At 50.0% G+C, this 25,402-nt stretch carries 22 protein-coding genes; 15 read left to right on the top strand and 7 right to left on the bottom strand.

Annotated features, from left to right (window positions below; translation table 11 throughout):
* Positions 1-2 precede the first annotated feature (2 nt).
* Positions 3-890, bottom strand: coding sequence for a (2E,6E)-farnesyl diphosphate synthase (gene ispA / locus CWI70_RS11415; protein ID WP_126773860.1), 888 nt, complete (start codon positions 888-890; stop codon positions 3-5).
* A complete protein-coding gene (gene xseB / locus CWI70_RS11410; protein ID WP_126773859.1) occupies positions 890-1,135 on the bottom strand; it encodes an exodeoxyribonuclease VII small subunit in 246 nt (81 codons plus the stop codon). Before xseB ends, ispA begins: the two co-directional genes overlap by 1 nt.
* A gap of 118 nt (positions 1,136-1,253) precedes the next feature.
* On the opposite strand from xseB, the gene thiI reads away from it, so the two are divergent.
* Both thiI and CWI70_RS11400 read left to right on the top strand, forming a co-directional pair.
* Positions 1,254-2,753 carry a tRNA uracil 4-sulfurtransferase ThiI gene (gene thiI / locus CWI70_RS11405; protein WP_126773857.1) on the top strand — a complete coding sequence of 500 codons (1,500 nt, stop codon included), beginning with the start codon at positions 1,254-1,256 and terminating at the stop codon, positions 2,751-2,753.
* Positions 2,753-3,145 (top strand): VanZ family protein, encoded by a 393-nt coding sequence (locus CWI70_RS11400; RefSeq protein ID WP_126773855.1) that lies wholly within the window; start codon positions 2,753-2,755, stop codon positions 3,143-3,145. The genes thiI and CWI70_RS11400 overlap by 1 nt, the downstream gene beginning before the upstream one ends.
* On the opposite strand, the gene srmB is transcribed toward CWI70_RS11400, so the two are convergent.
* A complete protein-coding gene (srmB, locus tag CWI70_RS11395) occupies positions 3,129-4,349 on the bottom strand; it encodes an ATP-dependent RNA helicase SrmB (RefSeq protein WP_126773853.1) in 1,221 nt (406 codons plus the stop codon). The genes CWI70_RS11400 and srmB overlap by 17 nt on opposite strands.
* Before the next feature lie 45 nt (positions 4,350-4,394).
* Here srmB and CWI70_RS11390 point away from each other — a divergent pair, with 45 nt between their 5' ends.
* Positions 4,395-5,102 (top strand): tRNA1(Val) (adenine(37)-N6)-methyltransferase, encoded by a 708-nt coding sequence (locus tag CWI70_RS11390; protein ID WP_126773852.1) that lies wholly within the window; start codon positions 4,395-4,397, stop codon positions 5,100-5,102.
* Positions 5,103-5,114: 12 nt separating this feature from the next.
* Here the strand turns inward: CWI70_RS11390 and CWI70_RS11385 are convergent, their stop codons facing one another.
* From CWI70_RS11385 to CWI70_RS11375, 3 genes are read right to left on the bottom strand one after another with little or no spacing between them, the layout of a single operon-like run.
* Positions 5,115-6,797, bottom strand: coding sequence for a dipeptidyl-peptidase 3 family protein (locus CWI70_RS11385; RefSeq protein ID WP_126773850.1), 1,683 nt, complete (start codon positions 6,795-6,797; stop codon positions 5,115-5,117).
* Positions 6,798-6,846: 49 nt separating this feature from the next.
* On the bottom strand, positions 6,847-7,755 hold the full coding sequence (gene rdgC, locus CWI70_RS11380) for a recombination-associated protein RdgC (RefSeq protein WP_126773848.1): 909 nt from the start codon (positions 7,753-7,755) through the stop codon (positions 6,847-6,849).
* Between the two features lie 33 nt (positions 7,756-7,788).
* Entirely contained in the window at positions 7,789-9,531 is a 1,743-nt protein-coding gene (locus tag CWI70_RS11375) for a sensor histidine kinase (RefSeq protein WP_126773846.1), read from the bottom strand.
* A 165-nt stretch (positions 9,532-9,696) separates the two neighbouring features.
* Between CWI70_RS11375 and CWI70_RS11370 the strand changes: the two genes are divergently transcribed.
* From CWI70_RS11370 to CWI70_RS11320, 11 genes are all read left to right on the top strand, one after another.
* Positions 9,697-11,166, top strand: coding sequence for a hypothetical protein (locus tag CWI70_RS11370; protein WP_126773844.1), 1,470 nt, complete (start codon positions 9,697-9,699; stop codon positions 11,164-11,166).
* A gap of 69 nt (positions 11,167-11,235) precedes the next feature.
* The gene (locus CWI70_RS11365; RefSeq protein ID WP_198677701.1) at positions 11,236-13,869 is read left to right on the top strand and encodes a TonB-dependent receptor domain-containing protein; all 2,634 of its coding nucleotides are present in this window, start codon (positions 11,236-11,238) and stop codon (positions 13,867-13,869) included.
* Positions 13,870-14,087: 218 nt separating this feature from the next.
* Entirely contained in the window at positions 14,088-15,362 is a 1,275-nt protein-coding gene (locus CWI70_RS11360) for a mechanosensitive ion channel family protein (protein WP_241967896.1), read from the top strand.
* Positions 15,363-15,552: 190 nt separating this feature from the next.
* Positions 15,553-16,242 (top strand): DUF3450 domain-containing protein, encoded by a 690-nt coding sequence (locus CWI70_RS11355; protein ID WP_420849360.1) that lies wholly within the window; start codon positions 15,553-15,555, stop codon positions 16,240-16,242.
* A gap of 3 nt (positions 16,243-16,245) precedes the next feature.
* Positions 16,246-17,601 carry a MotA/TolQ/ExbB proton channel family protein gene (locus CWI70_RS11350; protein WP_126773838.1) on the top strand — a complete coding sequence of 452 codons (1,356 nt, stop codon included), beginning with the start codon at positions 16,246-16,248 and terminating at the stop codon, positions 17,599-17,601.
* A gap of 2 nt (positions 17,602-17,603) precedes the next feature.
* On the top strand, positions 17,604-18,134 hold the full coding sequence (locus tag CWI70_RS11345; RefSeq protein WP_126773836.1) for a MotA/TolQ/ExbB proton channel family protein: 531 nt from the start codon (positions 17,604-17,606) through the stop codon (positions 18,132-18,134).
* Between the two features lie 11 nt (positions 18,135-18,145).
* A complete protein-coding gene (locus CWI70_RS11340; protein WP_126773834.1) occupies positions 18,146-18,553 on the top strand; it encodes an ExbD/TolR family protein in 408 nt (135 codons plus the stop codon).
* Positions 18,554-18,556: 3 nt separating this feature from the next.
* Positions 18,557-19,162: an energy transducer TonB gene (locus CWI70_RS11335; RefSeq protein ID WP_126773832.1), complete on the top strand. Its 606-nt coding sequence runs from the start codon at positions 18,557-18,559 to the stop codon at positions 19,160-19,162.
* A gap of 10 nt (positions 19,163-19,172) precedes the next feature.
* A complete protein-coding gene (locus CWI70_RS11330) occupies positions 19,173-20,435 on the top strand; it encodes a tetratricopeptide repeat protein (protein WP_126773830.1) in 1,263 nt (420 codons plus the stop codon).
* 139 nt (positions 20,436-20,574) lie between these two features.
* Positions 20,575-21,513, top strand: a complete 939-nt coding sequence (locus CWI70_RS11325) for a porin (RefSeq protein WP_157980901.1) — start codon at positions 20,575-20,577, stop codon at positions 21,511-21,513.
* A gap of 67 nt (positions 21,514-21,580) precedes the next feature.
* Positions 21,581-22,510 (top strand): AEC family transporter, encoded by a 930-nt coding sequence (locus CWI70_RS11320; protein ID WP_126773826.1) that lies wholly within the window; start codon positions 21,581-21,583, stop codon positions 22,508-22,510.
* Here the strand turns inward: CWI70_RS11320 and xseA are convergent.
* On the bottom strand, positions 22,482-23,822 hold the full coding sequence (xseA, locus tag CWI70_RS11315; protein ID WP_126773824.1) for an exodeoxyribonuclease VII large subunit: 1,341 nt from the start codon (positions 23,820-23,822) through the stop codon (positions 22,482-22,484). The genes CWI70_RS11320 and xseA overlap by 29 nt on opposite strands.
* Before the next feature lie 108 nt (positions 23,823-23,930).
* Between xseA and guaB the strand changes: the two genes are divergently transcribed.
* Positions 23,931-25,400, top strand: a complete 1,470-nt coding sequence (gene guaB, locus CWI70_RS11310) for an IMP dehydrogenase (protein ID WP_126773823.1) — start codon at positions 23,931-23,933, stop codon at positions 25,398-25,400.
* Positions 25,401-25,402 lie beyond the last annotated feature (2 nt).

Genomic DNA, 25,402 nt, shown 5'->3' with positions numbered 1-25,402 from the left:
GTTTAGTGATCCCGATTTAACAACTGTTCTGCGAACTTTTCTAGTAACTGTGTATTGTAGGGGATTCTTTGCAGGGCTTGAAGCGCTTTCTGGTGTAATTGCGCGAGCTTTACTTGTGCTTGCTCAAGACCCAGCAGCTGCACGTAGGTGCTTTTATTGGCCGCTTCGTCTTTACCATTGGTTTTGCCGAGAGTTTCGGTGGAACTGGTCACATCGAGAATGTCGTCTTGCACTTGAAACGCCAATCCCAACCATGCGGCAAAATCCGTGAAGTCATCGTAGTACTGTTGGGCGTCATCATTACCGGCAAGCACGCCAAGTTGTACTGCGGCTTCTATCAGCGCCCCAGTTTTCAGTTGGTGTACTTGCGACAATTCGGCTTCACTTAGATGTTGGCCGGTTGCCGCAAGATCAAGTGCTTGGCCACCACACATGCCACGGCTACCACTGGCGCGACTTAATACCTGCAACATGCGCAACTGACGCTCCGCTGGCACCTCCAATTGAGCGTTGCTAAGGAGTTCAAACGCCAAGGTTTGCAAGGCATCACCGGCGAGGATAGCGGTTGCTTCGTCAAAGGCTTTGTGACAGGTCGGCTGGCCACGACGTAAGTCGTCATCATCCATTGCTGGCAGGTCATCATGGATCAATGAGTAGGCATGGATGCACTCCACTGCTGCCGCGGCGAGATCGAGGGTAGTGCGCGGTGCGCTGCAGATGTCGCCAACCGCGTAGGTCAGAAATGGACGGACGCGTTTGCCGCCAAGCACCAACGCATAGCGCATCGCCTCATGCAAGCGAGCTGCTGGTGATGCGATGAGCTGTAATTGTTCTTCTAAAACGCGATTGATAGCTTCTCGTTGCGGTGCGGTCAAAGCTTGAAGGGTCACTACGAAGCTGCTCCTTGATCGTCTGCATCATTGGCAAAGGGTGCCAATTTTTCACCGTCTTGCTGTTGCAGTAGCTGGCTTACTTTTTGCTCAGCTTGTTGCAGTTTTTCTTGGCTTACCCGCGATAAACGCACAGCCTTTTCAAACTCTTCAAGGGCTTTCTCGAGGGGGAGGTCGCCTTGTTCGAGTTGAACGACAATTTTTTCTAACTCGGCAATCGCTTGTTCTAACGTGACATCACTCATGTTGCCTACCTGACTTCGTACGTGACTAAAAGTGCTCGCGCACAAGTTACCCTGATTCCGATGGACCGTCAAATCGGTTATACTAGCGCGTTTTTAGCATCCAATAAGTTGTTCGTTCATGAAATTTGTTATTCGCTTACACGCCGAGATCACCATCAAAAGTAAAGGTGTTCGCAAACGCTACGGCAAGGTCTTGGTAAATAACCTGAAAAAGATCCTGCAACGGGTTGAATTGCCCGCCGCGACCCCAGTAAAAGTACTCTGGTGTTGGGATCGCATTGAGGTCAATGTCGACAGTAATGATCCGCTAGTGGCCGAGCAAATAAGCGAAGAACTTCAGCGCATACCCGGCATCGCGTGGTTTAGTCAATCCCATGAGTTGCCGTTAAATGATCGTGAACAGGCTGACTTTAAGCCGATTTTAGCGCAAGTCTTAGCAACATGGAGCGCACGGTTAACACAGCGTAGCTTTGCTGTGCGTGTGAAGCGCAAAGGCAAGCATGGATTTAGCTCCTTAGATTTGGAGCGCTATATTGGCGGTGGCGTGTTGCAGCAAGTGGCAGGTACGCGGGTCGATTTAAAACGTCCGGATGTTGAGTTGCGCATCGAGATCGATAATGACGTGGTACGCGTGTTTGGTGACAAACAAGCAGGACTTGGTGGTTTTCCTTTGCCGACGCAAGAAACAGTCGTTAGTTTACTGTCCGGCGGCTTTGACTCGAGTGTTGCTAGTTTTCAACTGTTGCGGCGTGGTGCTCGGACGCACTTTTGCTTCTTCAACTTAGGCGGTGATCGGCACGAAACTGGGGTACGACAGACGGCGTATTATTTGTGGGAAAACTATGCCAGCTCGCATCCATTAAAGTTTATCAGCATCGATTTTGCTCCCGTGGTTGAAGAAATTCTTACCCACGTCGACAACGGCCTGATGGGCGTGGTGTTGAAGCGGCAGATGTTACGTACCGCACAGATTGTCGCGCGACGTATTAATGCGAGCGCCTTAGTCACTGGTGAAGCCTTGGGTCAGGTGTCGAGTCAAACCCTGAGTAATCTTGCCGTGATTGACGAAGCCATTGATAGCCTTGTGTTACGCCCACTGATCACCATGGACAAGCAAGAAATTATTAATATTGCTGAACACATTGGCACGGCGGATATTGCGCGCAGCATGCCAGAATATTGTGGCGTGATCTCGGTGAAGCCCAATGTGAAAGCGCAACGTGATGCTGTGCTCGAGGCTGAGGCAAAACTCGACCCTGAGCTGTTGTACCAAGTCGTGCGTGCCGCCAATGTTGAAGAAGTGCGTCACATTGGTGAGCAAACAGATGAGCAAGCGCATGTGGTCGATAGCGTAGATGCGGCACAAGCGGGTGAGATTATTATTGATATTCGTAGCGCGGACGAGCAAGAAGCAAGACCACTTGACGCGAGCCAGTTAGGCGTCGCGGTGCAGCACATACCGTTTTTCAAGTTAGCTACGGCTTTTGCGGAACTTGACGTTGATAAACATTATCTACTGTACTGCGAGAAGGGTGTAATGAGTAAGTTGCAAGCCTTGTACTTACAGGAACAGGGTTATGAAAACGTTGGAGTTTATCAGCCAAAACGCAAAGGTTGATGCAGTTCGCACAAGGATCAAAGATGCTGTCAAAGAATTGGGCAAAAGTAATTTTTCTAGTGTTGTTGGTCGCAGTCACCGCAGCCTTTTTAATGCAGGTTTCAAGCGGCGACTTGCCGCGTTTTGAACACCTGGACAAAGTCGTCCACTTTGGCGCATTCTTTGTATTGGCGTGGGCCTTTCACCATGCTTTTCCAATTCCGATTTGGCTCGCTTTATTGGTCTTATCAGGCTATGGCTTGTTGATTGAGTACGTGCAAGTGCTGTTACCTTATCGCACGTCCAGTTGGGCTGATTTGGCGGCCGATGCCGCCGGTGCTGCAACTTTCTATTTGATTACATGGTGGCGCTTTATGCGCCACCGTAAGCGCCGTACTAAGACTTCTTCTTAGACTTCTTAGCGTCGGCTTTCTTCTTTTTCTTCTTGGTTTTCTTCCGCGGGTCAGGGAATTTGTATTGCGGCTTTAACTCAGCGAATACACGGCGTTCGATTTTACCATCTTGATATCGTTCGATACGGCCCAGTAAATCGGCATCGTGTGCTTCAACGAGTGACACCGCAACACCATTCTTACCCGCTCGACCGGTACGCCCAATTCGATGTAAGTAGACGTCGGCCTGACGCGGTAGGTCATAGTTCACGACCAGTTCAACCGCTTCGATATCGATGCCACGTGCAGCGACATCAGTGGCGACCAAGGTCGCATCGCCAAAGGTCTCCATACGAGCGATAATTTTTTGCCGCTCATCTTGCGGCATATCGCCGCGTAACGTCATGTTCTTAATGCCAGCACTCCAGAGTTTGCCAGAAATCTCATCGACCTTCTCACGGGTGCGTACGAAAATAATTCGTCGGCCAGGGTAATCTGGAAGCAAACGGAGTAAAAGTTGAAACTTGTGTTCAGCGGTATCAGCTTGGTACCAGCGTTGTAAAATTTTTCCTTTCTCGCGTTTCGGCGGTTGTACAACAATATGTTCTGGGTCTTTTTGAATGGCCGCCGAGAACTTCAACACCCCAGAGCTTTCCAATGTGGCTGAAAACAGTAAGGTTTGCTTCAAGTGCAAGGCGGAGTGCACGATCATTTCAACGGCACTGGCAAAGCCCATATCCAACATGCGGTCAGCTTCATCAATGACGAGCCATTCGATATGCTCGAGTTCATATTGTTCGGCATTTAGCAGATCTAAGAGACGACCAGGCGTAGCCACTAAAATATCGTGCGGCTGTTCCAACATTTTGTGCTGACTGCCATAATTCACCCCGCCAGTAACGAGCACGGTGCGAAGACCTGACGTTTCTTCAAAAGCATCGGCTTGCTCGGCAATTTGTTGTGCGAGTTCACGAGTCGGGGCAAGAATCAGCACCCGAGCGCTGCCTGGCTGTTGCCTTGGGAAATCCAGCAAATGTTGCAGGGCAGGCAATAAAAACGCTAAGGTTTTGCCAGTTCCTGTGGGCGAGTTGACCAGCAAGTCCTGACCGGCCAGAGCCGCGGGGATAACCGCTTGTTGCACTTTGGCGGGCTTATTAAGCTCTGCGGCGACTAAGACGTCGATAAGGTCATCGTCGAGTTCGAGTTGATCCCAGTCAGGGGTCATGATGTCATCCTTTCATTGCAGCATCACGCTGTGGTTGGAGTCAAAATGGGCTTTCAATGCCAGCAATTTTATATCAAAGACGACCAATGTGCGATGAAAGTCAGCACCGATAGTCTGCTTTTAGGTAGTTATGTGCCCGTTGGTGGCGTTAAGCGGGTATTGGATATGGGCACCGGCAGTGGTTTGCTCGCATTAATGGCGGCGCAACGAGCCCCTCAGGCACAGGTTGATGGTTTTGATGCTGATGCCGCCGCTGTCGCGCAGGCGCAAGACAATGCCATGCATAGTCCATGGCCAGACCGCATTCATCTAAGCCAGTGCTGTGTGACGAGCTGGCAACCTGAGCAGCGTTATGATGTGGTGTTTTGTAACCCGCCTTATTTTGCCAAGCACCTGAGCAGCCGTGATAGCGCGCGGGAATCGGCGCGGCAGGGGGGTGTCGCGCCGCAACAATGGCTGCTGTGTGCGCTGCGTTCGTTACATGCTTCTGGTGCATTGTATTGGGTCTTGCCGACCTCACAAGCTGCTGCATGGCAGACGCTTGCCGAGGCGCACGGGCTGCACCTCAAGACTGAGCTAAGTATTCAGACGACCGTGAACAAACCGGTGAAGTTAGTGATTCAAGGTTGGCAGCTAGCGCCAGTTGCAGCGGTAGCGAAAGAAGAGTTGACGATTCATGATCAGAGCGGGGCGTACAGCGAAGCATTTCGAAAGTTGACCGGCGAGTTTTACCTCGCCGGTCGCAACACTTAAAGCGTGTAAGACTTACAAGCCGAGTGTGGCTTTACCTTGGTTGAAGGTAATATCGACAGGGATCTGGGCCGCAGATAAGCGGTCGAGATCAGCTTGCAATTCGGCTGGGACATTGCCCATTTCAGCAAAAAGTTCACCTACGCCTTGGTAATCACCGTCACCTTGTAAGGTCAGGATCTTCTCGGACAAGCTGTTCATTGCCGCTCGCATCGCTGCCATGTCGACCGCATATTGACCTTGCTCGTTACGAGTGAAGGCACCCGCTTCAGCAAAGTAGTTAAAGCGGATCATGTTCGCTTTACCATGTGCACTTGAAGCGCCAAAACGAACTGAACGGAAAATACCTGCCAAGAAGGTGGTGTAGTAATCTTCAAGTTGCCCTTCGGTAATCACACCTTGCTCAAGCAATTGCGTCACCATGTACAGACCCAGAATGTCGGCTTTGCCTTCTTCAAGCGCAGAAGCCAGTTCTTTCAATGCCTGACGCACGGTACTCGAGCCATCGATGGTGTTTTTGATGCCAAGTCCATGCGCGACTTCGTGGAACATGGTGTTGGCAAAGAAAGCATCGAAGGTAATATGTTGACGTTGTTCCGGTACGATAAGGACGTCGGCAATTGGCACGAGAATTTCGTCAAACTTCGCACGCATGGCATTTTTTAGCTGTAAGCGGCGCGTGCCTTTTTCGAGTTGCACCTGTTCGTCGTTCGGCAGGTTGATGGCAATGGTCTTGCTGCCCGCATTTGAGTGACCAGCATAGTAAACCACATCGTAGGCGTTCAATTGCGCGCCTGAGCCTGGCATCTCGGCTTTGTATTCGTCGGCTACAGGCAATCCACGTTGTAAGCTTGGCAAATACTCAGCGTATTTTTCGAGACGCTGGCTCCAGTCCATATCTTTGATAAGGACATAAGATTCAAAACCGGCGCGATAACCATAAAGTTGATCTTCATAGGTTTCGATGGGACCCATGACGATGTCAATTTCGTTATCGGTCATGTCCATCCAAGCAAAGTCAGATGCCTGATAGCTATTGCTCTCGAAAGCATCGGCGCGCAACTTCAGGTAATTCGCAAAGGCTTGGCTTTCAGCTAAGGTCGCGGCTTCACGCAATAATTCAGCGGCGGCTTTCAGTTGCTCGGTATACGCCACGTTGTACGGAATCGAGTAAAGCTCGCCGTCTTGATTGCGACGCACCAGCGTGTAAAGGTCAACCTTGCCAGCAAAAGTGGCACCCTCAAATTCCTCTTTGCTCATATCCGCAGGGTAGAAGTTGGCGCCAGCGGGCTTGGCATCAACGCCCGTTAAAAACGGCTCATTGTTATTGAGACGATCCCACGGCCCGTAATTGATTTCGATAAATTGCTTCACTTTAGGATCATCAATGGCGTTAAGAAGCTCTTGCTTGTCGCCCGGGTAGGCTTGATCCCAAAAAAGCTCATCCATTATTTTTGAAGCATCGATGAGCAAGCCGATCATTTTTTTCTGGTCGGCGGAAAGATGATTTAAATCTGCAGTTAAATCGACCGGCTGATAAATATCTAGTCGTTGCGCGGCACCTTCCACTAGGCTGTGGCTGGTTTTCTCAGCTGCTGGCTCGGTACTCGCAGGAGTTGTCTCATTTGCGGGTTGGCTGCAAGCTGAGAGCAACATCGCACTCGCAAGTGCGGTCAAAGAAAATCGTAAAGTAGTCATAATAAGTGTCTCTCTGTTTTTCTGCACATATGTTGTTGCACAAACGCACTTAATCTACGCTTATTTCGTCGTTAAATAAACCAACCAACTGTGGGTACAGTTCACGGATTTCGCCGCTTAATAAAGCGAAGTCAGCGTCGATTTTTTCTTCTGCGCTGGCATCTACCAATTTGTCTTGTTCATCAAGCAGAATATCCGTCGCTTTAAAACGCTTCATCGCCATATCTTGCTCAATGACCATGGTGATGCGATCAGCCCAAGTAACGCCAAGTTTGGTGAGTTGTTTACCATGTTCAAGATGCGCCAAGATTTCCGGGCTGGTCAATTCATGGTTTTTACAACGAATGATGCCGCCTTCTTGGTCACTGTCTCGTAACTCAGCCTCATCACCGAAATCAAAGTCGCCGGGGATTTCACTGTCTTTAAGCCATTTCGTGAAATAAAGCTCGGTCGGATTGTCACTAAACCACGGTTTCACCGGTAACGAGCCTAAACTACTACGTAATAAACCGAGAAAATCTTCCGCTTGGTTACTGGCTGACGCATCAACAACGACAATACCCAACTGCATATCGAGCATACCCCAGGTCAACTTAAAGCGCGTGAAGGCTTGCGGCAGTAAGCGGTGAACCAGGTCTTCTTTCATGGTTTGCTTTTCTTTGCCGACGACACGCCGGCCTTGTTCGGCTTCGACGGCTTCGATTTGCTCTTCAAGTTGCGCATTAACGACACTGCTGGGCAGTACTTTCTCTTCTTTACGTGCGCAGAATAAGTAGCTGTCACCAATTTTGTGGAACAGCACTTCACTGCGAGGGCCGAACGGCGACGACCAACCGAAACTGGCAAGCTCACTGCGGCCACAGGGTTTAAAGCTATGCTCAGCGAGCGCTTGGTCAAGATCTGTCGACAGTTCAAAGTCTTCGGCTAACGTATAAATACGCAAATTACGAAACCACATACATCGTTCCTTGCTGTGAGAGTTGGGACCGTATTAACGATCGATAAATTGAATAGGCAGTTCGATGGTATAAGCCAAGCCCTCTTGTGGGGCTGACTTAATTGAAATTTTACCTTTGAATGTTTGTGCGACGAGGCTATGGATAATGTGCGTGCCTAAGCCGCTGCCGCCACGTTCGCGGCGGGTGGTGAAGAATGGCGTAAAGAGCTGCTCTTGTTGCGACTCAGTAAGGCCTTTACCGTCATCTTGATACTGCAAGTTGAGTACATCACCGTGCCTTGAAATGGTTAACTCGAGTTGACCTTGTTGGTCATCGTCAAAGGCATGAATAAGTGAGTTTAAGACTAAATTCGTGACGATTTGCGCTAAGGCACCAGCGTTACAGCGCACCACTATGTTGTCGGGACAGTCGAGCGTAAATTGATGCGGTGTATTTTTAAAACGCGGGCGAAGCGCTTGCAGCACGCTCTCAATATAGTGTTTCACATTGATCTCGCGCACTGCGTCGGAGGTCTGATCCACGGCGACTTGTTTAAAACTGCCAAGGAGTTCGGAGGCACGCGCCAAATTACTCTCAAGCAAAACAATGCTTTCGCCGCCCGTGGTCAGAAAGTCACGTAGCTGACTTTCCGTCAGCTCGCGGTTCTCGAGTGCTGAACGCATGGCTTCGAGTTTTTCGCCGAGCACGCTTGCTGCGGTAATCCCAATGCCCAACGGGGTGCCAACATCATGGGTAATGCCGCCGACCAAGCGGCCCAGAGCTGCCAGTTTTTCGGCTTCAAGCAATTGGTCTTGTAAGCGTTCTGAGGCAGTAACCGAGCTTTGCAATTGCAAGTTGGCTTCGCGCAAGTCTTCTTCAATGATTTTTCGTTGTCTAATTTCGCGTTCGAGCTTTTCTTGGCGTTGTTCAAGCTCATTTTTGCGCCGTTCAAGGTCGGTTAAAACTTGGCTTAAGCTAGAGGTCTTCCGTGCCACCTCTTGTTCCAGCATGGCGTTTTGATCATCTAACTGGCGGTTGACTTTCAACAGTTGTTGCTGCGTGCGTTTCAAGTCTTCTTGATAGTCTTCGATGTTGTCGAGCAGTTGGTTGTAGGCTTGCTCGAGCATGGTGAATTCAGCATGGCGGTTGTTCTTCAGGTTAATCCGCGAGTGCTCGAGGTCATCCAGTCGAAAATTACGGATTTGCTGCGTTAACATTTCCATCGGGCGATTGAGCATACGACTGAAGGCCAGGGTAAAGAGCACAATCAAAAAGGTACTTTTGATAATGGCATTGCCGAAAATAAAGTAGAGACTAAAACGAATACGTTCGAGTGCGATATCACGCGTTGAAAATAGTGTTACATCACCGACGCGGTTTGAGGTTCCAGCAAACTCAAAAATAATCGATGAGTAATAACCGAATAGCCCGTTGTGTTCTTCAATCACGTAATCTTCAACGTCAGGCGCCAAATTGTAGGTGTTCACATTCTCCGTGAGACCAAGCTTTACGATAACATCGCTGCCTTCATCACGGATGATCACGCCAGCAATGGCAGGGATGTTGATCAAGCCCTCAGCAATGGCTTCGATCTGCGGGTTGTTGTACTCCCACAGCGATCGCGCAACGGAGTTACTGAAGGTACTTTGCTGGTTTTGCAGTTCTTGTACGAGCTGACTTTTGGTATCGAAGTACTCGCCCATCACCTGCACACAGGTCACCACCAGTGTCAGGACAAAATAGACCGACAACACATTCGTGAGGAGGGATTTGGAAATCTTGGTGGTGCTCGACATCGACTCATCCATTAGTTAGCTGTGCTCAGTTTATCCCAACTAAGGACAAGCGCAACCATTCCGATTGTCATCAAGTGTTCACATACGCGTCACCTAGGTGTCACATAACGTCCTTAAAGTGCGTTCACGAAATTCAGTTTCGGCTACAATCCAACGGAGATTAACATGAACCGCACTAAAGCTTTCGCTCTTTCTGCCTTTACCGCCTCTATGCTGCTTGCTGGCTGTGGTGGTGACATCAACCTAACCCCTACTTCAATCGATAACTCAGTGAATGAAGGTGGCGGTAGTACGCCAGACACCAACAACTGTGCATCGTATGAGTCATCAGGCACCACCATTCGTGGTGAGAAAATCGGCGCAGACTGCGTTTATCCGCGTAGCTTCTCAACTCCAGAGAACCCAGTGAGCAGCGACATTCGTTTGGTTGAATTACCAGGTGGCGCGCACATTTTCCCAAATGGTTTATACATTGGTGAAAACGTTGAAGCGACTGCTGACGTGAACCGCGAAGGTCCTACCTTGACGATCGATGCAGGTGTAACCCTTGCATTTGAAGACGGCGACTCGTTCGTTCGTATCGCACGCGGTGCCAACATCATTGCAGAAGGTAACCGCAACGCACCGATTACGTTCACTTCTGTACAAGAAGTTGAAGGTTTTGATATTGCCGACAATGCGCGTGGTTTGTGGGGCGGTGTGGTTATCAATGGTTTAGGTATTTCGAACAAGTGTGACCAAAACGATCTGGCAAACTGCGTCTTGCAAGGTGAGGGCGGCGCTGGCTTCTACGGCGGTGACGACAATGCTGACGACTCAGGCATCATGCGCTATGTATTGGTGAAGTACGCCGGTTACGAAGTTTCTCTCGACAACGAGCTTAACGGCATCACTTTCTACACTGTAGGCTCTGGTACCACATTAGAGTACATCCAAGTTCACAATAACTTGGACGATGGCATCGAGTTCTTCGGTGGCGCTGCCAACGTGAAAAATGTTGTTCTGACCGGTAACGATGATGATTCATTGGACTGGGCAGACGGCTGGCAAGGTAAGATTCAATACATCCTTGTGAAACATGCTGATGACCGTGCCAACCGTGCTATCGAAGCCGACGGTAACAGCGGCAACAACGACGCTACACCTTATTCAGATCCGATTATCGCTAACTTCACTTCAATCGGCTCACTCACTGCAACTGACGGCTCTGACGAATCAGAAGGCGTGTTGGTCCGTGAAGGTACGCACGGCGCGATGTATAACTTCTTGATTACGGAAGCGCGTGGCGAGTGTTTGGAAATCGATGATGCAGCAACTCTTACTGCAGCAGCAAACGGTGATTTGTCGATTGAAAACTCAGTGGTTGCTTGTACTGAAAACTTCAAAGACACCGAAACACAAACTTGGTTTGAAGGTGGCACTGGCAACGTAACGCTTAGCGCTGGCGCAAGCGTGCTGACTTCAGGTTACGTTACTGCAAGCGACATGACTGATGCTTCTGGCGCCCCAGTCACCGTTACACCAAAAACTGACTTAAGCAGCATTGACCCGTTCTTCGATGATGTTGACTTCATCGGCGCGGTGAGTGAAGACGACGATTGGACCAACGGCTGGACCGTAGGCCTGCGCGACTAAGCACGGATTAGGGGCACATGGATGTGCAGCTTTTCCCGTAATTCTCATGTCACGCAATCGGAGTTTCCTATGAAAAAGCAGGCTGTTTTAACTCAAAGTAAATTAGGCCTTGCCATCGCACTTGCGTTGTCAGGACCTATTGCTTATGCACAACAAGATACGTCGACCAGTGAAGACGCTACCATTGAAGAAGTCGTAACCACAGGAACACGTTTGCAAGGTTCGGCTGCGGCAGTGGTTGAAGAGCGCAAAGCACAAGCTTTCGTTGCCGATATTCTTGGTGCTGAGCAGATTTCACGCACCGGTGACAGCGACGCGGCTTCGGCCTTGCGCCGTGTAACGGGCCTGACCCTTGTTGACGGTAAATTTATTTATGTTCGTGGCCTGGGTGAGCGCTATTCTAGTACGCAACTGAATGGTGCGTCTGTACCTTCGCCCGATCCAACCCGTAACGTCATTCCTTTAGATATGTTCCCAGCAAGCATTATCGAAAGTATGTCGGTACAAAAGTCCTATTCACCAGATATGCCGGCCAACTTTGGTGGCGGTAACGTGGATATCCGTACGGTTTCCATTCCAACCGAGGAAGTCTTTGATCTTTCGATCGGTACTGGCTGGAATACCAACCTTTCTGACGATGGTTTGAGCTACGCTGGCGGCAGTGATGACTGGCTTGGTAAAGATGACGGTACTCGTGCGCTATCACCTGAAATGTGGTCAGCGTTGGCGCGCTATCAAGAGTCTATCAATACCGCAAGCATCGCTAGCTTTGAGAACATTTCGTTGGCTGAAGCGGCAGAGATTAACCGTAGCTTAGCCGCGTCGCTGAATACTCAAAACGAGGTTTACACCAAGTCGATGGCACCGGATATCAAAGGTTCTGTCACTTATGGCTCAAACTATGACCTTGGCAACGACATTACCTTTGGTTTCTTGGCGGCAGTTGACTATGACAGTGGTTGGTCAAATAACGAAGAAACGGAAGAAGTGCTAGGTATCGCCAACGGCGAGGCGGTGGTTAACCAACGTAGTGAAACACGTGTTACCACCCAAGACGTTGAACTTAGTGGATTGCTTAACTTTGGTATCCAAGTAGGTGATTATCACAAGCTTGAGACATCGACTATTTTCTTACGTAATACCGCCGACCGCGTCGAACAAGGTGGTATCGAAACGCTGAACTCCATCAACGAAGATGGTTTGAGTTATTACGACACCGACATTCGTTATGAGCAGCGTGAGCTGTTAACGAACCAAATCCGTGGTTCGCATTACTTCCCCGAGCTATGGGGCTTTGCGTTGGACTGGCAGTACGCCGACTCACGCGCGAATCGTGATGCACCAGGTGAAGTGTTTTACCGTCGCATCAATAACCGCGACTTAGGCGAAGGTATTGGCGATTTAGCCTTCCAACAAACCCGTACGGCAACCACGATGCAGTTCCAGACCTTGCAAGATGATGCGCAAGACTGGCGTGTTGATGGTGAGCTGCCACTCTATCTTGCCGAGATGGAAATCTTAGTCAAAGGTGGCGGACAAGTTTCGAAGAAAGCACGTTCATCGTACTCGCGTCGTTTCGCCTTGAGTGCTGAACAGGTTAATAACGAAGACCTGGTCAATGTTGGTTATAACGATCTTTTCAGTGATGCCAACATCACCGACGCTGACTTCGGCTTGGCCTTATTTGGTGCGCCAACAGCGACTGATCCTAACTACCTTGCCGCACAGCAAATTGAAGCAGGCTATGGCTTGGTTGATGTACAAGTGAACCAGGATTGGCGAGTCAGCGGTGGTTTGCGCTGGGAGCAGTATACGCAAGTTGCCGCACAGCTCGACATTCGCGATATGACCATGATTGGCGATCCCGCTGAAGCCGGTCGTATGGAAGACGATGTTTATGGTTCGCTCGCGTTAACCTACCAGCTCAATGACGAAATGCAGTTGCGCTTTGGTTACGGAAGTACTGTGGTGCGTCCTGACTTGCGTGAACTGACAGAAGTCATTTTCGTTGACCCAATTACCAACTTCAAAGTGCGCGGTAACAGCGAGTTGATGACCACCGATATCGATAACTTTGATGTGCGTTGGGAATGGTATCTTCCTTCTGGCGAAAATTACTCGGTAGCGGCGTTCTACAAGGATCTTGCTAATCCGATCGAGGCAGTGGAAGCCAAAGGTACCGATTCGGACCGGGTTATCACTTTCTTGAATGGTCAAGCTGGTGAAGTCTATGGCGTTGAGTTTGAATTCTTAAAAGACTTAACCCGTATCGCCGACGGCCTGTTTGTGACCGGTAACCTGACCTTGTCTGATTCTGAAATCAGCATCGCCAATACCGGTAACGTTGAGTTGACCAATAACACCCGCCGCATGACTGGCCATTCGAAATATGTGGCCAACTTGCAGCTCGGTTATGACTCGCTCAACGGCGAACACAGTGCCTCGTTGATCTACAACGTCGCCGGTGAACGCATCGCCTTCGCAGGTGTGAAGCAGGGTGAAGTCGGTATCGATGATGCATTCGAACAACCGTTCCATAGTCTTGATGCGGTTTATACGTACTACCCAGACTTCAATTCGAAACTGAAGTTTAAAGTACAGAACATACTGGGTGACAATGTTGAGATCGAGCAAAACGGTCGAACGATTCAGAGTCGTACGGTTGGTACTGGTATCAGTCTGGAATACAGCTACGCGTTCTGATTTGGTTGAACGTGCGGGTTGATTTGGAACGGGAGCTTCGGCTCCCGTTTTTGTTTGTAGCCCGCAGTTCTACTGTGGGGAATATCGAATTGAACCTACACAGTCGCAACGTGAAATTTACCCCGTGGTAAAACCACGGGCTACGCTACTTGTTGAAACCTAAGCCTAGATGGTTTCTAATCACTAGCGAGCGAACAGCCAACAGCGAACAGCGAACTATGCAGGATTTAAAAGAAAAACTCGAAACCGCAGAACAGTGGCTCATTGAACGCCCCGATATGGACACGCTAACCAAGCTAGGCTTGTTGCTACTTGGCGCTTGGATCGCCAATTTTGTGGTGAAAAAAATTCTGCTGCGCGGACTGCTCAACCTTATTAGCTACACGCCAGTCGGCAAAGACCGCCAAGCGATAGAACGCAATATCGTTGCGCGCATTGCCAATGTGGTTCCTGCTTTAGTCATTGCCTTTGGCATCACCTCGGTACCTAACCTTGTTGAAGAACTGACAATTGTCGTCACCAATGTTTGCTACGCATTCATTGTCATTACTATTGCGCGAGCGATTAGCGGCACGTTGACCATCGTCAATATGCTGTATGAACGTCAGCCAGATGCGCATCAGCGGCCGATCAAAGGTTACATTCAAGTCGCGAAGATTGTTATCTACGCCGTTGCCGCGATTCTGATGATTGCGGTGCTGATCGACAAGTCGCCGGTTATCTTGCTTTCCGGTTTAGGCGCAATGGCCGCAGTGCTGATGTTGGTGTTCCAAGACACCTTACTGAGCCTTGTAGCCAGCGTACAGATCACCTCGAATGACATTATCCGCGTGGGTGATTGGGTCGAAATGCCGAATCTGAATGCCGACGGTGATGTCATTGATATTGCCCTGCATCAGGTGAAAGTGCAGAACTGGGATAAGACGATTACCTTTATTCCGACACGCCGCTTTATTTCGGACCCGTTTAAGAACTGGCGGGGCATGCAAGAGTCGGGTGGTCGACGGATTAAACGGAGTTTGTTACTGGACCAGCAAAGCGTGCACTTTCTCACTGAAGATGAGATGAAAGCGGTGAAGCGCTTCCGCTTGCTCAAGGATTACCTGAAAGACAAGCAAGCAGAGATCGACGACTGGAATCAACAGCTCAAAGATGAGGGTAAAGAGCCGGTCAATACCCGCCGAATTACCAACATCGGTACGTTCCGCGCTTACGTGAAAAAGTATTTGGAAAATAACGAACGTGTGCACCAAGAGATGACCTTGATGGTACGTCAGTTGAACCCTACTTCTGACGGTTTACCGATTGAAGTTTATTGTTTTACCAACACCACAGCATGGACCGAGTACGAAAGTATCCAGTCCGATATTTTCGATCACTTGTTAGCGATTTTGCCAGAGTTTGGGCTGCGTGTATTCCAGCACCCCAGCGGGGTCGATATGCGGGAAATGACACGAAACTTACATGAAACTGGCACAAAAGATTCATCCTGACATAAAACTGCCATAATACAGTCACCAAGCTGTCATAGAACTGACGTATCTTGCACACCATCATTCACAACGTGTGCAAGGTGTTTCCATGAACCCATGTTTCACTCGCACGCTGTTGGTGGCAAGCTTTTTAGCCACCGTTGGCGTTGCCAGTCCGCAAGTAACCGCGCAAGAGCAAGCACTTGACCCTGTGGTCGATGCTGCTAACGAAATCAACCAAGCCGCGCGCTCCTCACAACTTACTGTCGATAAGATTGCTGACACCACGCAAGAGCGCGTGCAGCAGTACAAACAAATCAGCCGTCAAATCGAAGGTCTAGAGGTTTATGTGCAGCAATTGCAAAAGCAAATTGACTCGCAACAAACCGAAAAGGGTGATTTGAATAGCTCGATCGACGAAGTGAGCGTCGTAGAGCGCCAGATCACGCCGCTGATGCTGCGTATGATCGATAGCTTAGCCACCTTTGTCGAGCTTGATGTGCCGTTCTTGCAGGAAGAACGCACCAACCGTATCGCAAGTCTGCAGGACTTAATGGACCGCGCGGATGTTGACGTTTCGGAAAAATTCCGTCGCGTTATGGAAGCCTACCAAATCGAATCTGAATATGGCCGCACCATCGAAGCCTATAACGGTGCCAAGGAGATTGACGGGCAAAGCCAAGACGTCGAGTTCTTGCGCGTTGGCCGCACGGTACTGATTTATAAGACGCGCAACGGTGACACCATGGGTGTATGGAACCAGGAGCAACGTGAGTGGCAAGCACTGGATTCGAGCTATGCATCGAATGTGCAAGAAGCTTTGCGGATTGCACGTAAACAGCTAGCGCCTGATTTGCTCATGCTGCCGATTTTCCACGCCGACACCCAAGCAGGAGAATAACCCATGTTGAAGCTAAAACATTTACTCGTTGCGGCGGTGCTGGCGTTGAGTACTCCGGTGCTGGCGCAGGAACCGGTGAACCTTGATCAGCTATTGCAGCAATTGCAGGAAGGCAAGTTTGCGCAATCGCAGGCGAATCAGGAGCGTGAAGCTCGCTTTCGTGCCCAAGCTGAACAGCAACAACAAATTTTACGTGACGCGATTGCTCAACGCGATCAACTCGAAGCACTCAGTGCTGAGCTGGAAGGTCAATTTGAAGCCAATGAACGTGATTTGGCGGCGCTCGAAGAAGCACTCACTCAGCGTATGGGGTCGTTAAAAGAATTGTTTGGTGTGTTGCAGCAAGTCGCCGGTGATACCGCAAGTACGCTGCAGAACTCCTACGTATCGGTGGAGTATCCGGGGCGCAGCGATGCCTTGAGCGACCTTGCGCAGAAAATGGGCTCAAGTTCAAAGCTCGCCAGTATTGAAGAAATCGAGTCGGTTTGGTTTGCCTTACAACAGGAAATGACCGAGTCGGGTAAAGTCAGCGAATTTGAAACCACCGTAACTTTGGCGAGCGGTGAGAAAGTCACCAAGCCAGTAGTTCGGGTTGGTACCTTCAACATGGTAGCTGACGGTAAATACTTGGAGCTTATCCCAGGCACTGACGCTGTCGCAGAACTCGTGCGTCAGCCAAGTGGCCGTTATTTATCGACAGTTGAAGCGTTAGAGCAAGGCGATGACAATCCAGTGCGCTTTGGCTTAGACCCAACCGGCGGTTCGATTCTTGGCTTGTTGGTTCAAGCCCCAGGAACCATGGAGCGTATCGAGCAAGGTTCAACGGTGGGTTACATCATTCTTGCGCTAGGTGCGATTGGCTTGCTGATTGCGTTAGAGCGCTTTGTCACGCTTACCCTAATGGGCGGTAAAGTGAAGCGTCAGCTGAAACAAAATGAGGCTAAACAGGACAATCCGCTGGGACGGGTTATGGCGGTGCAAGACAAGTATCCGCAAGTTGATACCGAGACCCTTGAACTGAAACTCAGTGAGGCGATTTTACGCGAAGTGCCGAAAATCACGCGCAACTTAACCTTTATCAAAATCATTTCAGTGGTCGCACCGCTGCTCGGTTTGTTGGGTACGGTAACCGGTATGATCAATACCTTCCAAGCCATCACTCTGTTTGGTACCGGTGACCCGAAACTCATGGCGGGCGGTATTTCGCAGGCTTTGGTGACAACTGTACTGGGCTTGGTTGTCGCGATTCCAATGACGCTGTTGTTCGCGACATTAAACACACGCAGCCGAAATATTGTGCATGTCTTGCAAGAACAGGCCTCTGGCATTATCGCGGAGCGTTCTGAGCGGAGTCACTAAACATGGTGTTCTTCATCGACTTTTACAGTGCGATTCAGGACTTTGTTGAAACCGGTGGCCAGGTGTTAGTGGTCATCGGGATCCTCATCTTCGTGATGTGGTTGATGATTCTGGAGCGCGTTTTTTACTACAGCCGCGGTCATCAGCAAGAGAAGCGTCGTGTGCTCGAAAAATGGCAGCAGCGTGATGATAAATCATCGTGGAATGCGGAACAGATTCGGCAAGCCATGATTTCACGCGTATCGCTCGCTTTAGGTGGTCGAGTTCCTGTCTTACAAGCCTTAGTGGCACTTTGTCCACTGCTTGGTTTGATGGGCACCGTAACCGGCATGATTGAAGTGTTTGATGTGATGGCTATCGCTGGCACAGGTAACGCTCGCTCGATGGCAGCTGGCGTATCGAAAGCAACAATTCCAACCATGGCTGGCATGGTCGGCGCTTTGTCGGGGGTGTTTGCCACCACTTGGCTGCAGCGCACAGCAAAGCGGGAACGCTTAAAGCTTGAAGACCGCATGCTGATGGAACACCACTAGAGGGCTTATTTATGAAACAACATTTTGCCAATTTGATCGACGAAGAAGAAACGCAAATTGACATGACGCCCATGCTCGACGTGGTGTTCATCATGCTGATCTTCTTTATTGTGACCGCCACCTTTGTTAAGGAAGCGGGTATCGACGTTAATCGTCCAGACGCAGCAACCGCAGTGCAAAAGGATCGCGCCAATATTTTGGTGGCCATTAGTGAGACCGGTGAAATCTGGATCAACAAGCGTCAGGTAGATGTGCGTGCCGTGCAAGCCAATATCGAACGGCTTTACGCTGAGAACCCGCAAGGTTCGGTAGTGATTCAAGCCGATAAGCTGGCGACCACCGAAACGCTTATTAAAGTGATGGACGCAGCCCGTGCCGCTGGCGTTTATGATGTCTCGATTGCTGCACAGGACGAATAGCTTATGCGTTTTCTAGCTGCACTTGCCGTAGCCGCCGTAGTGACGCTTGGATTGTTCTATTTGATGCAATCCTTTATCACCGGTGGTGAAGGCGCAATGACCGAACCGCCAAAAGGCAGTGTGCTCGACTTTGTGCGGGTGAAGCCAGAAGAAGTGGTGCAAGAAAAGGAACGTAAACCGCAACGGCCGCCCGAGCCAGAGCAACCGCCGGAAGACTTGCCACAGCCGCAAATGGACAGCAGTGAACTCACCCCAGGTGAGGGTAGCTATGATTTCTCTGCAGTAGCGCAAGCGGACACTGGCCTTGCCGGTGGCATGAACCTTGATACCAGCGACGGCGAGTACTTGCCGATTGTAAAAGTGCAAGCAGCTTACCCGCGCCGAGCTCTGCAACGGGGAATTGAAGGCTATGTCGTGGTTGAGTTTACGGTAACCAAGCAAGGTACCGTGCGTGACCCACGTGTGGTCGAGGCCGAACCTGAGCAGATTTTTGATCAAGCCGCATTGGATGCAGTGGTGAAATTTAAATACAAACCGCGTGTCGTCAACGGCGAAACGGTAGAAGTGGAAGGCGTACAAAACCGTTTAACCTTTGAGATCGACGGTTAGGAGAAGAACCATGCGTAAATTAATCACAGCATTAGCCCTTGTCGTCCTCGCACAAGCGAACATGCAAATTTTACACGCTCAAGAGACGAAGCGTGTACCAGCGCTGCGTGAGCAAGTGTATTCACAACTGGCACGGGCACAAGAACTCGCTGACAACGGCGATGTTACCGCCGGCTTAGCGGCGCTGAAGAACGTAGAGTCGAAGCTCAGTAGTATGAATAGCTACGAACGTGCCATGTTATGGAACTTCTACGGTTACATGTATTACGGCAAAGACCAATTGGCGGAAGCGATTCAGTATTTCGCTAAAGTTGTTGACGAAGATCCGATTCCCGACGCGTTAAAACAAAACACTCTATTCAGTCTTGCGCAGTTAGCGCTGGGGCAGGGCGACTATGCCGCTACGCTCGAGTACCTTGACCGTTGGCAGCAAGTGGTTGGTGACGACCAGGCGCAAAAGGCAGATGTGTTGCGCGCCCAAGCACTTTATCAAAAAGGTGATTATCAACGCGCACTCAAGCCGATTCAACGTGCCATTGCTAGCGCCGAAGAAAACGGCGGTGCGGGTGACGAGAACTGGTACGTATTGCAACGCGCGATTCATTATGAACTTGAGCAAACTGCTGCCGTTGCAACGGTCTTAGAAAAAATGATCAAGCACTTCAACAAACCTGAATACTGGGTTCAACTTGCAGGTGTCTATGGTCAACTCGGTAATGATGAGCAACAGTTAGCGATGCTTGAAGCTGCATACCAGCAAGGCTTTCTGACCAAAGGCCAAGATTTACAAATGTTAGTGCAAAGCTACTTCTTTGGCGGCATTCCTTACAAGGCTGGCAAAGTGATGGAGCAGGCGCTTGCCGAAGGAAAGCTCGAAGCCGATTTGCGTAATCTTAAACTGCTGGCGCAAAGCTGGATTGCGGCGCGTGAGACAGACCGTGCTGTGGCGGCCCTCGAGCAAGCGGCAGAGTTGAGCAATGATGGTGAGTTGGATGCCCAGCGTGCACAAGTGCTATTGAATGCGGAACGTTATCCGCAAGCCATCGCTGCTGCCGAGACCGCACTTGCCAAGGGTAATTTAGAGAAGCCGGGGACCATGCACTTGGTCATTGGCATGGCTGAATTAGAACAAGAGAACTATAATCCAGCGCTGCAAGCCTTCGCAAAAGCCAAAGCTTTTGACGATGCGCGTAAAGCAGCAGCACAGTGGGAACGTTATGCAACCTCAGAAAAAGAGCAAGCAGAACGGATAAAACAACTGCAAGCGTCATAAATACGCCATAAAAGTTTTATCAAAACGAAAAAAAACTGACATATAGTCATTAAACTGTCATAAAAGTGCCATATGCTATGCGCGTATTGAGTAGGCAAGGGCCTGCTTAACTCTCAACTTAGCAACGATGGTAACCGTTATGACAGTTAACTCTTCTATTTGGATGGTACTTCCGCTCGCACTGTTTAGTGGCGTAGCTGTAGCTCAGGACGAGAATCCAGTAAGTTTCGACTTTTATGGTCGCGCGAATGTTTCTTTACAAAGCAGCGACGATGGGCAAGGTAGCGACAGTGAACTGAAAAGCAACGCTTCACGCATCGGCGTAAAGGGCGGCGCTCAGCTCAATGACGATCTCGAAGTCATCTATAAATTAGAATGGCAGGTTGACCTTACCGATCTAGGTGGTGATGATAATTTGAAATCACGCAACCAGTACGTGGGTTTGCGTGGTAGTTTTGGTGAGTTCACCGTAGGTCGCCGTGACACCGTACTGAAAACCGTGCAAGGTGATATTGATCAGTTCAGCGACTATGAAGCTGACGTCAAAGCCCTGTTTGAGGGTGAAAACCGCACCAGTAATACCCTGTCTTATTATTCACCTGCTTTCGCACAGTTCCGCATTGCCGGCTCAGTGGTATTAAGCGAGGGTGACGAGCAAGACGACGGTTATTCACTTGCGTTAACTTACGGCGACGAAGGCTTAGATGACACACCGTATTACTTTGGTGCTGCTATCGATCGCGACGTTGATGGTTATGATATCGAGCGTCTCGTGGGTTATACCAAAGTGGCTGATACCATGTTTGGTTTGATGTGGCAGCAGCAACAAGAAGTCATGGGCACCAACGAAGCCGATGGTTTTGTCGCAAGCGTACAACATGCATTGGGCCAATGGCGTTTAAAAGCACAATACCAGATGATGGAATTTGTTGACGGCGACGATGACTCTATTGCCTTTGGTGCGGACTACAAGTTTAGTAAGAATACCAAAGTGTATGCTTGGTACACTGGCCGCGACTTGGATACTTTAGCGGCCGAGCAAACTTACTTCGCTGTAGGTCTTGAACACCGCTTCTAAAGTCTAATTTCTCTTGGCCGTGAAAGCCTTGTAGACTATCGCCATCATTCACCAGCTTGTTTGAACGATGGCGAACTTTCTTTATATTGCCGGCTACGTACTGATTGGCTTACTGCTGCGACGGAGTCGGCAATTTCCGCAAAATTCTGGGCAAATCCTCAATGCCTATGTGATTTATGTCGCATTACCGGCATTGGTACTGCAAAAAATTCCAGCCCTCACTTTTGGTAAAGAGCTGCTATTTCCAGCGTTGCTGCCCTGGGTGTTACTCGCACTCACTGTGCCGGTGGTTATGTGGATTGCACGGTGGCGGCAGTGGTCGCGAACGACAACGGGAGCGATGCTGATTGTCATTCCGTTGGGAAACACATCGTTCGTTGGCTTTCCGATGATCGAGGCGTTTTTTGGACCAGCAGGTATTCCGTATGCCTTGCTATACGATCAACTTGGCTCATTCTTTATTCTCTCGATCTACGCCACCATTATTGCTGCGGTCTACAGTCATGCCGAGGGTGAACAGGCGCAACGCCCATCGGGCAAAACTATCGCTTGGAAAATCATTAAGTTTCCGCCCTTTGTTGCGCTCATCGCTGCCTTTGCATTGCGCAGCATCGATTATCCTGACGTTATGCAGCACTTTATTGACTCTTTAGCGGTGACCTTAGTGCCAGTGATTATGGTTGCGGTTGGATTTCAGCTGCGCTTTCGCTTACCACAAGAAGATCGCGGTCCACTTGCTTGGGCGTTACTGATTAAGTTAGGTCTAATGCCGTTGGTCGCTTTATTGCTCCTGTGGGGCTTTGGTTTAGAACAATTAGCGGTACAAGTGACCATTATGGAGGCTGCAATGCCTGCCATGATTTCGGCCGGTGCCTTAGCCATTATGGCCGGATTGGCACCGACATTGTCAGCGGCCGTGGTCGGCTACGGGGTGCTGCTCTGTTTTGCGACATTACCGCTGTGGTACTTTATTTTGCAGGCTTTGCAGGGGCTTTAACCGCATTAAATTCGCCTTCAGCTACGCGTACCGAAAAAACTTCATCGGCTTTAAGTTGGGCGGGGTCGCGGATAACCTCGCCTTGTTGCGAGCGCACCACGGCATAACCACGGGCAATCGTTTGCAGCGGACTGACCAACTGCAGGTTCTGCACGACGGTTTGTTGCCGTTGCTGCCAATGCTTTAGCAGTTGCCGCATCGCCAAGCTTTGCCGTTGCTGAAGTTGCTGCAAGCGCTGGTGCAATGGCGTTAATTGCCGTTGGGGATGCACCGCAAGTAAACGCTGCTGCTGATAGCCTAAGCGTTCGCGCGTTTGTCGTTGACTGCGTTGCATCGCCACCGTCGCCCGTGCCATTAATTCATCAACGCGTTGACTATGTTGTTGTAAACGGCGTTGCGGGTGCTGTTGTTCAAGCCGATGTTGCCAATGCTGCAGGGTTTGTTGAATAAAGCTACGTTGCCGTTGCCAATACTGCTGTAGTCGATGATCAAGTTGCTGCAAGCGTTGCAACACTTCGCGTTGATCGCGACTGACTAATTCGGCAGCGGCCGATGGCGTAGGGGCGCGTACATCAGCAACGTAATCCGCAATGGTAAAATCGACCTCGTGACCGACAGCACTGATGGTGGGCAGCGGGCAGCTATGCAGAGCGTATGCCAGTTGCTCATCGTTAAAACACCACAAGTCCTCAAGTGAGCCGCCACCGCGGCTTAAAATTAAAACATCGACTTCATTACGCGCAATGGCGCGTTGTAAGGCAAACAATAAGTCGTTGGCGGCAGCCTGTCCTTGCACCGCGCTGGGGTAGATGATCACCTCGAGACGCGGGTCGCGCCGTTTGAGTACCGCCAGAATATCGCGTATCGCCGCGCCGGTCGGTGAGGTAATCACTCCAACTTTACGAATTTTGTCCGGTAGTGCTTGTTTGTGTTCCGCAGCAAACAGGCCAGCCGCTTGTAATTTATGCTTTAACTGCTCATAGCGTTGCTGCAGTAAACCCGCTCCAGCGTCTTCCATGTGCTCCACGATCAGCTGGTAATCTCCGCGCGGTTCGTACACGGTAAGTTTCGCGCGGACTAACACCTGCATGCCATGTTGTGGACGAATTTTAGCGCGCTGATTGGCATTTCGGAACATAGCAGCGCGGATCTGCGCACGCTCATCTTTGAGTGTAAAGTACCAATGACCGGACCCCGGCGCGGCAAAGTTCGAAATTTCGCCAAGCAACCAAATAGAGCCAAATCCTTGCTCAAGTACTTGACGTACTTCAGCATTCAATTGAGCAACGGTGAAAATGGCGGCATCAGGCATGAGGCGGAACCTTAGTTAAGTAGCGTTTAGCAAAAAAATTAGTTTACTGAAAAGCCGTTTACGAGTAAAATCTGCCCGCAACATTAACTCAGCTAGTGGGATGTTGCCATGCTACGAATCGCTCAAGAAGCTCTTACCTTTGACGATGTTTTACTCGTCCCCGGTCACTCGACCGTTTTACCTCATACTGCTGACCTGCGCACGCGTTTGACGCGCGGTATTGAGCTGAATATTCCAATGGTCTCTGCCGCTATGGATACCGTCACTGAAGCAGCCTTAGCTATTGCGCTGGCGCAAGAAGGTGGACTGGGTTTCATTCATAAGAATATGACCATTGCTGAGCAAGCAGCCCATGTTCGTAAGGTTAAAAAATACGAAAGTGGCATGGTTTCTGATCCTGTGACCGTCACGCCGGACACAAGCCTTGGCGAAATTCGTGCCTTAAGTGTCGAACATGGCTTCCATGGATTTCCGGTGGTCGAAACCAACGGTGAGTTGGTCGGAATTATCACCGGCCGCGATGCGCGTGCCGAAAGTGACAACAGCAAACGTGTTGCCACCATCATGACGCCAAAAGACAACCTGATTACGGTAAAAGAAAGTGCGGAAAGCGAAGAAATTCTTGGCTTAATGCATAAACATCGTATCGAAAAGATTTTGGTCGTCGATGACGCGTTTCACCTGCGCGGTATGATTACCCTGAAAGATTTCACTAAAGCTGAAAATAAACCTAACGCCTGTAAAGACGAATTAGGTCGCTTGCGTGTTGGCGCTGCGGTCGGCGTTGGTCCTGGTACCGAAGAGCGCATTGCCGCACTAGCTGAAGCAGGCGTCGATGTGTTGTTGATTGACACCTCACACGGTCATTCGCAGGGCGTGATTGATCGCGTTGCTTATGTCCGCAAAGTTTATCCAAACTTACAACTGATTGCTGGCAACGTTGCTACCGGCGCTGGTGCAAAAGCCTTGGCCGATGCGGGCGTTGATGCTGTTAAAGTAGGTATTGGCCCTGGTTCTATTTGTACCACGCGCATTGTTACCGGCTGTGGTGTGCCGCAAATTACCGCAATCAGCGATGCTGTCGATGCCCTAAAAGGCACCGGTATTCCGGTTATTGCCGATGGTGGTATTCGCTTCTCAGGCGATATCGCCAAAGCGATTGCCGCAGGCGCGGATTGCGTGATGGTGGGTAGCATGTTGGCGGGTACTGAAGAATCGCCGGGCGAAGTTGAACTGTATCAAGGGCGTTACTACAAATCGTACCGTGGTATGGGTAGCTTAGGCGCTATGAATCAACGTCATGGTTCATCTGACCGTTATTTCCAGGCCAGCAATGAAGCCGAAAAGCTGGTACCAGAGGGTATCGAAGGGCGCATCGCCTATAAAGGACCTATTGCGACCATTATTCATCAGCAAATGGGCGGTTTGCGCTCGGCAATGGGCTTAACTGGCTCTGCCACCATCAAAGAAATGCGCACCAAGCCGCAATTCGTTCGTGTGACCTCTGCGGGCATGGGCGAATCACATGTGCACGATGTGCAAATCACTAAAGAAGCTCCAAACTACCGAATGGGTTAAGC

The organism is Pseudidiomarina homiensis, assembly GCF_003987225.1.
Taxonomy (GTDB): Bacteria; Pseudomonadota; Gammaproteobacteria; order Enterobacterales; family Alteromonadaceae; genus Pseudidiomarina; species Pseudidiomarina homiensis.
Note: the sequence above shows the minus strand (reverse complement) of the source record. Positions and strands in the feature narration are given on the sequence as shown.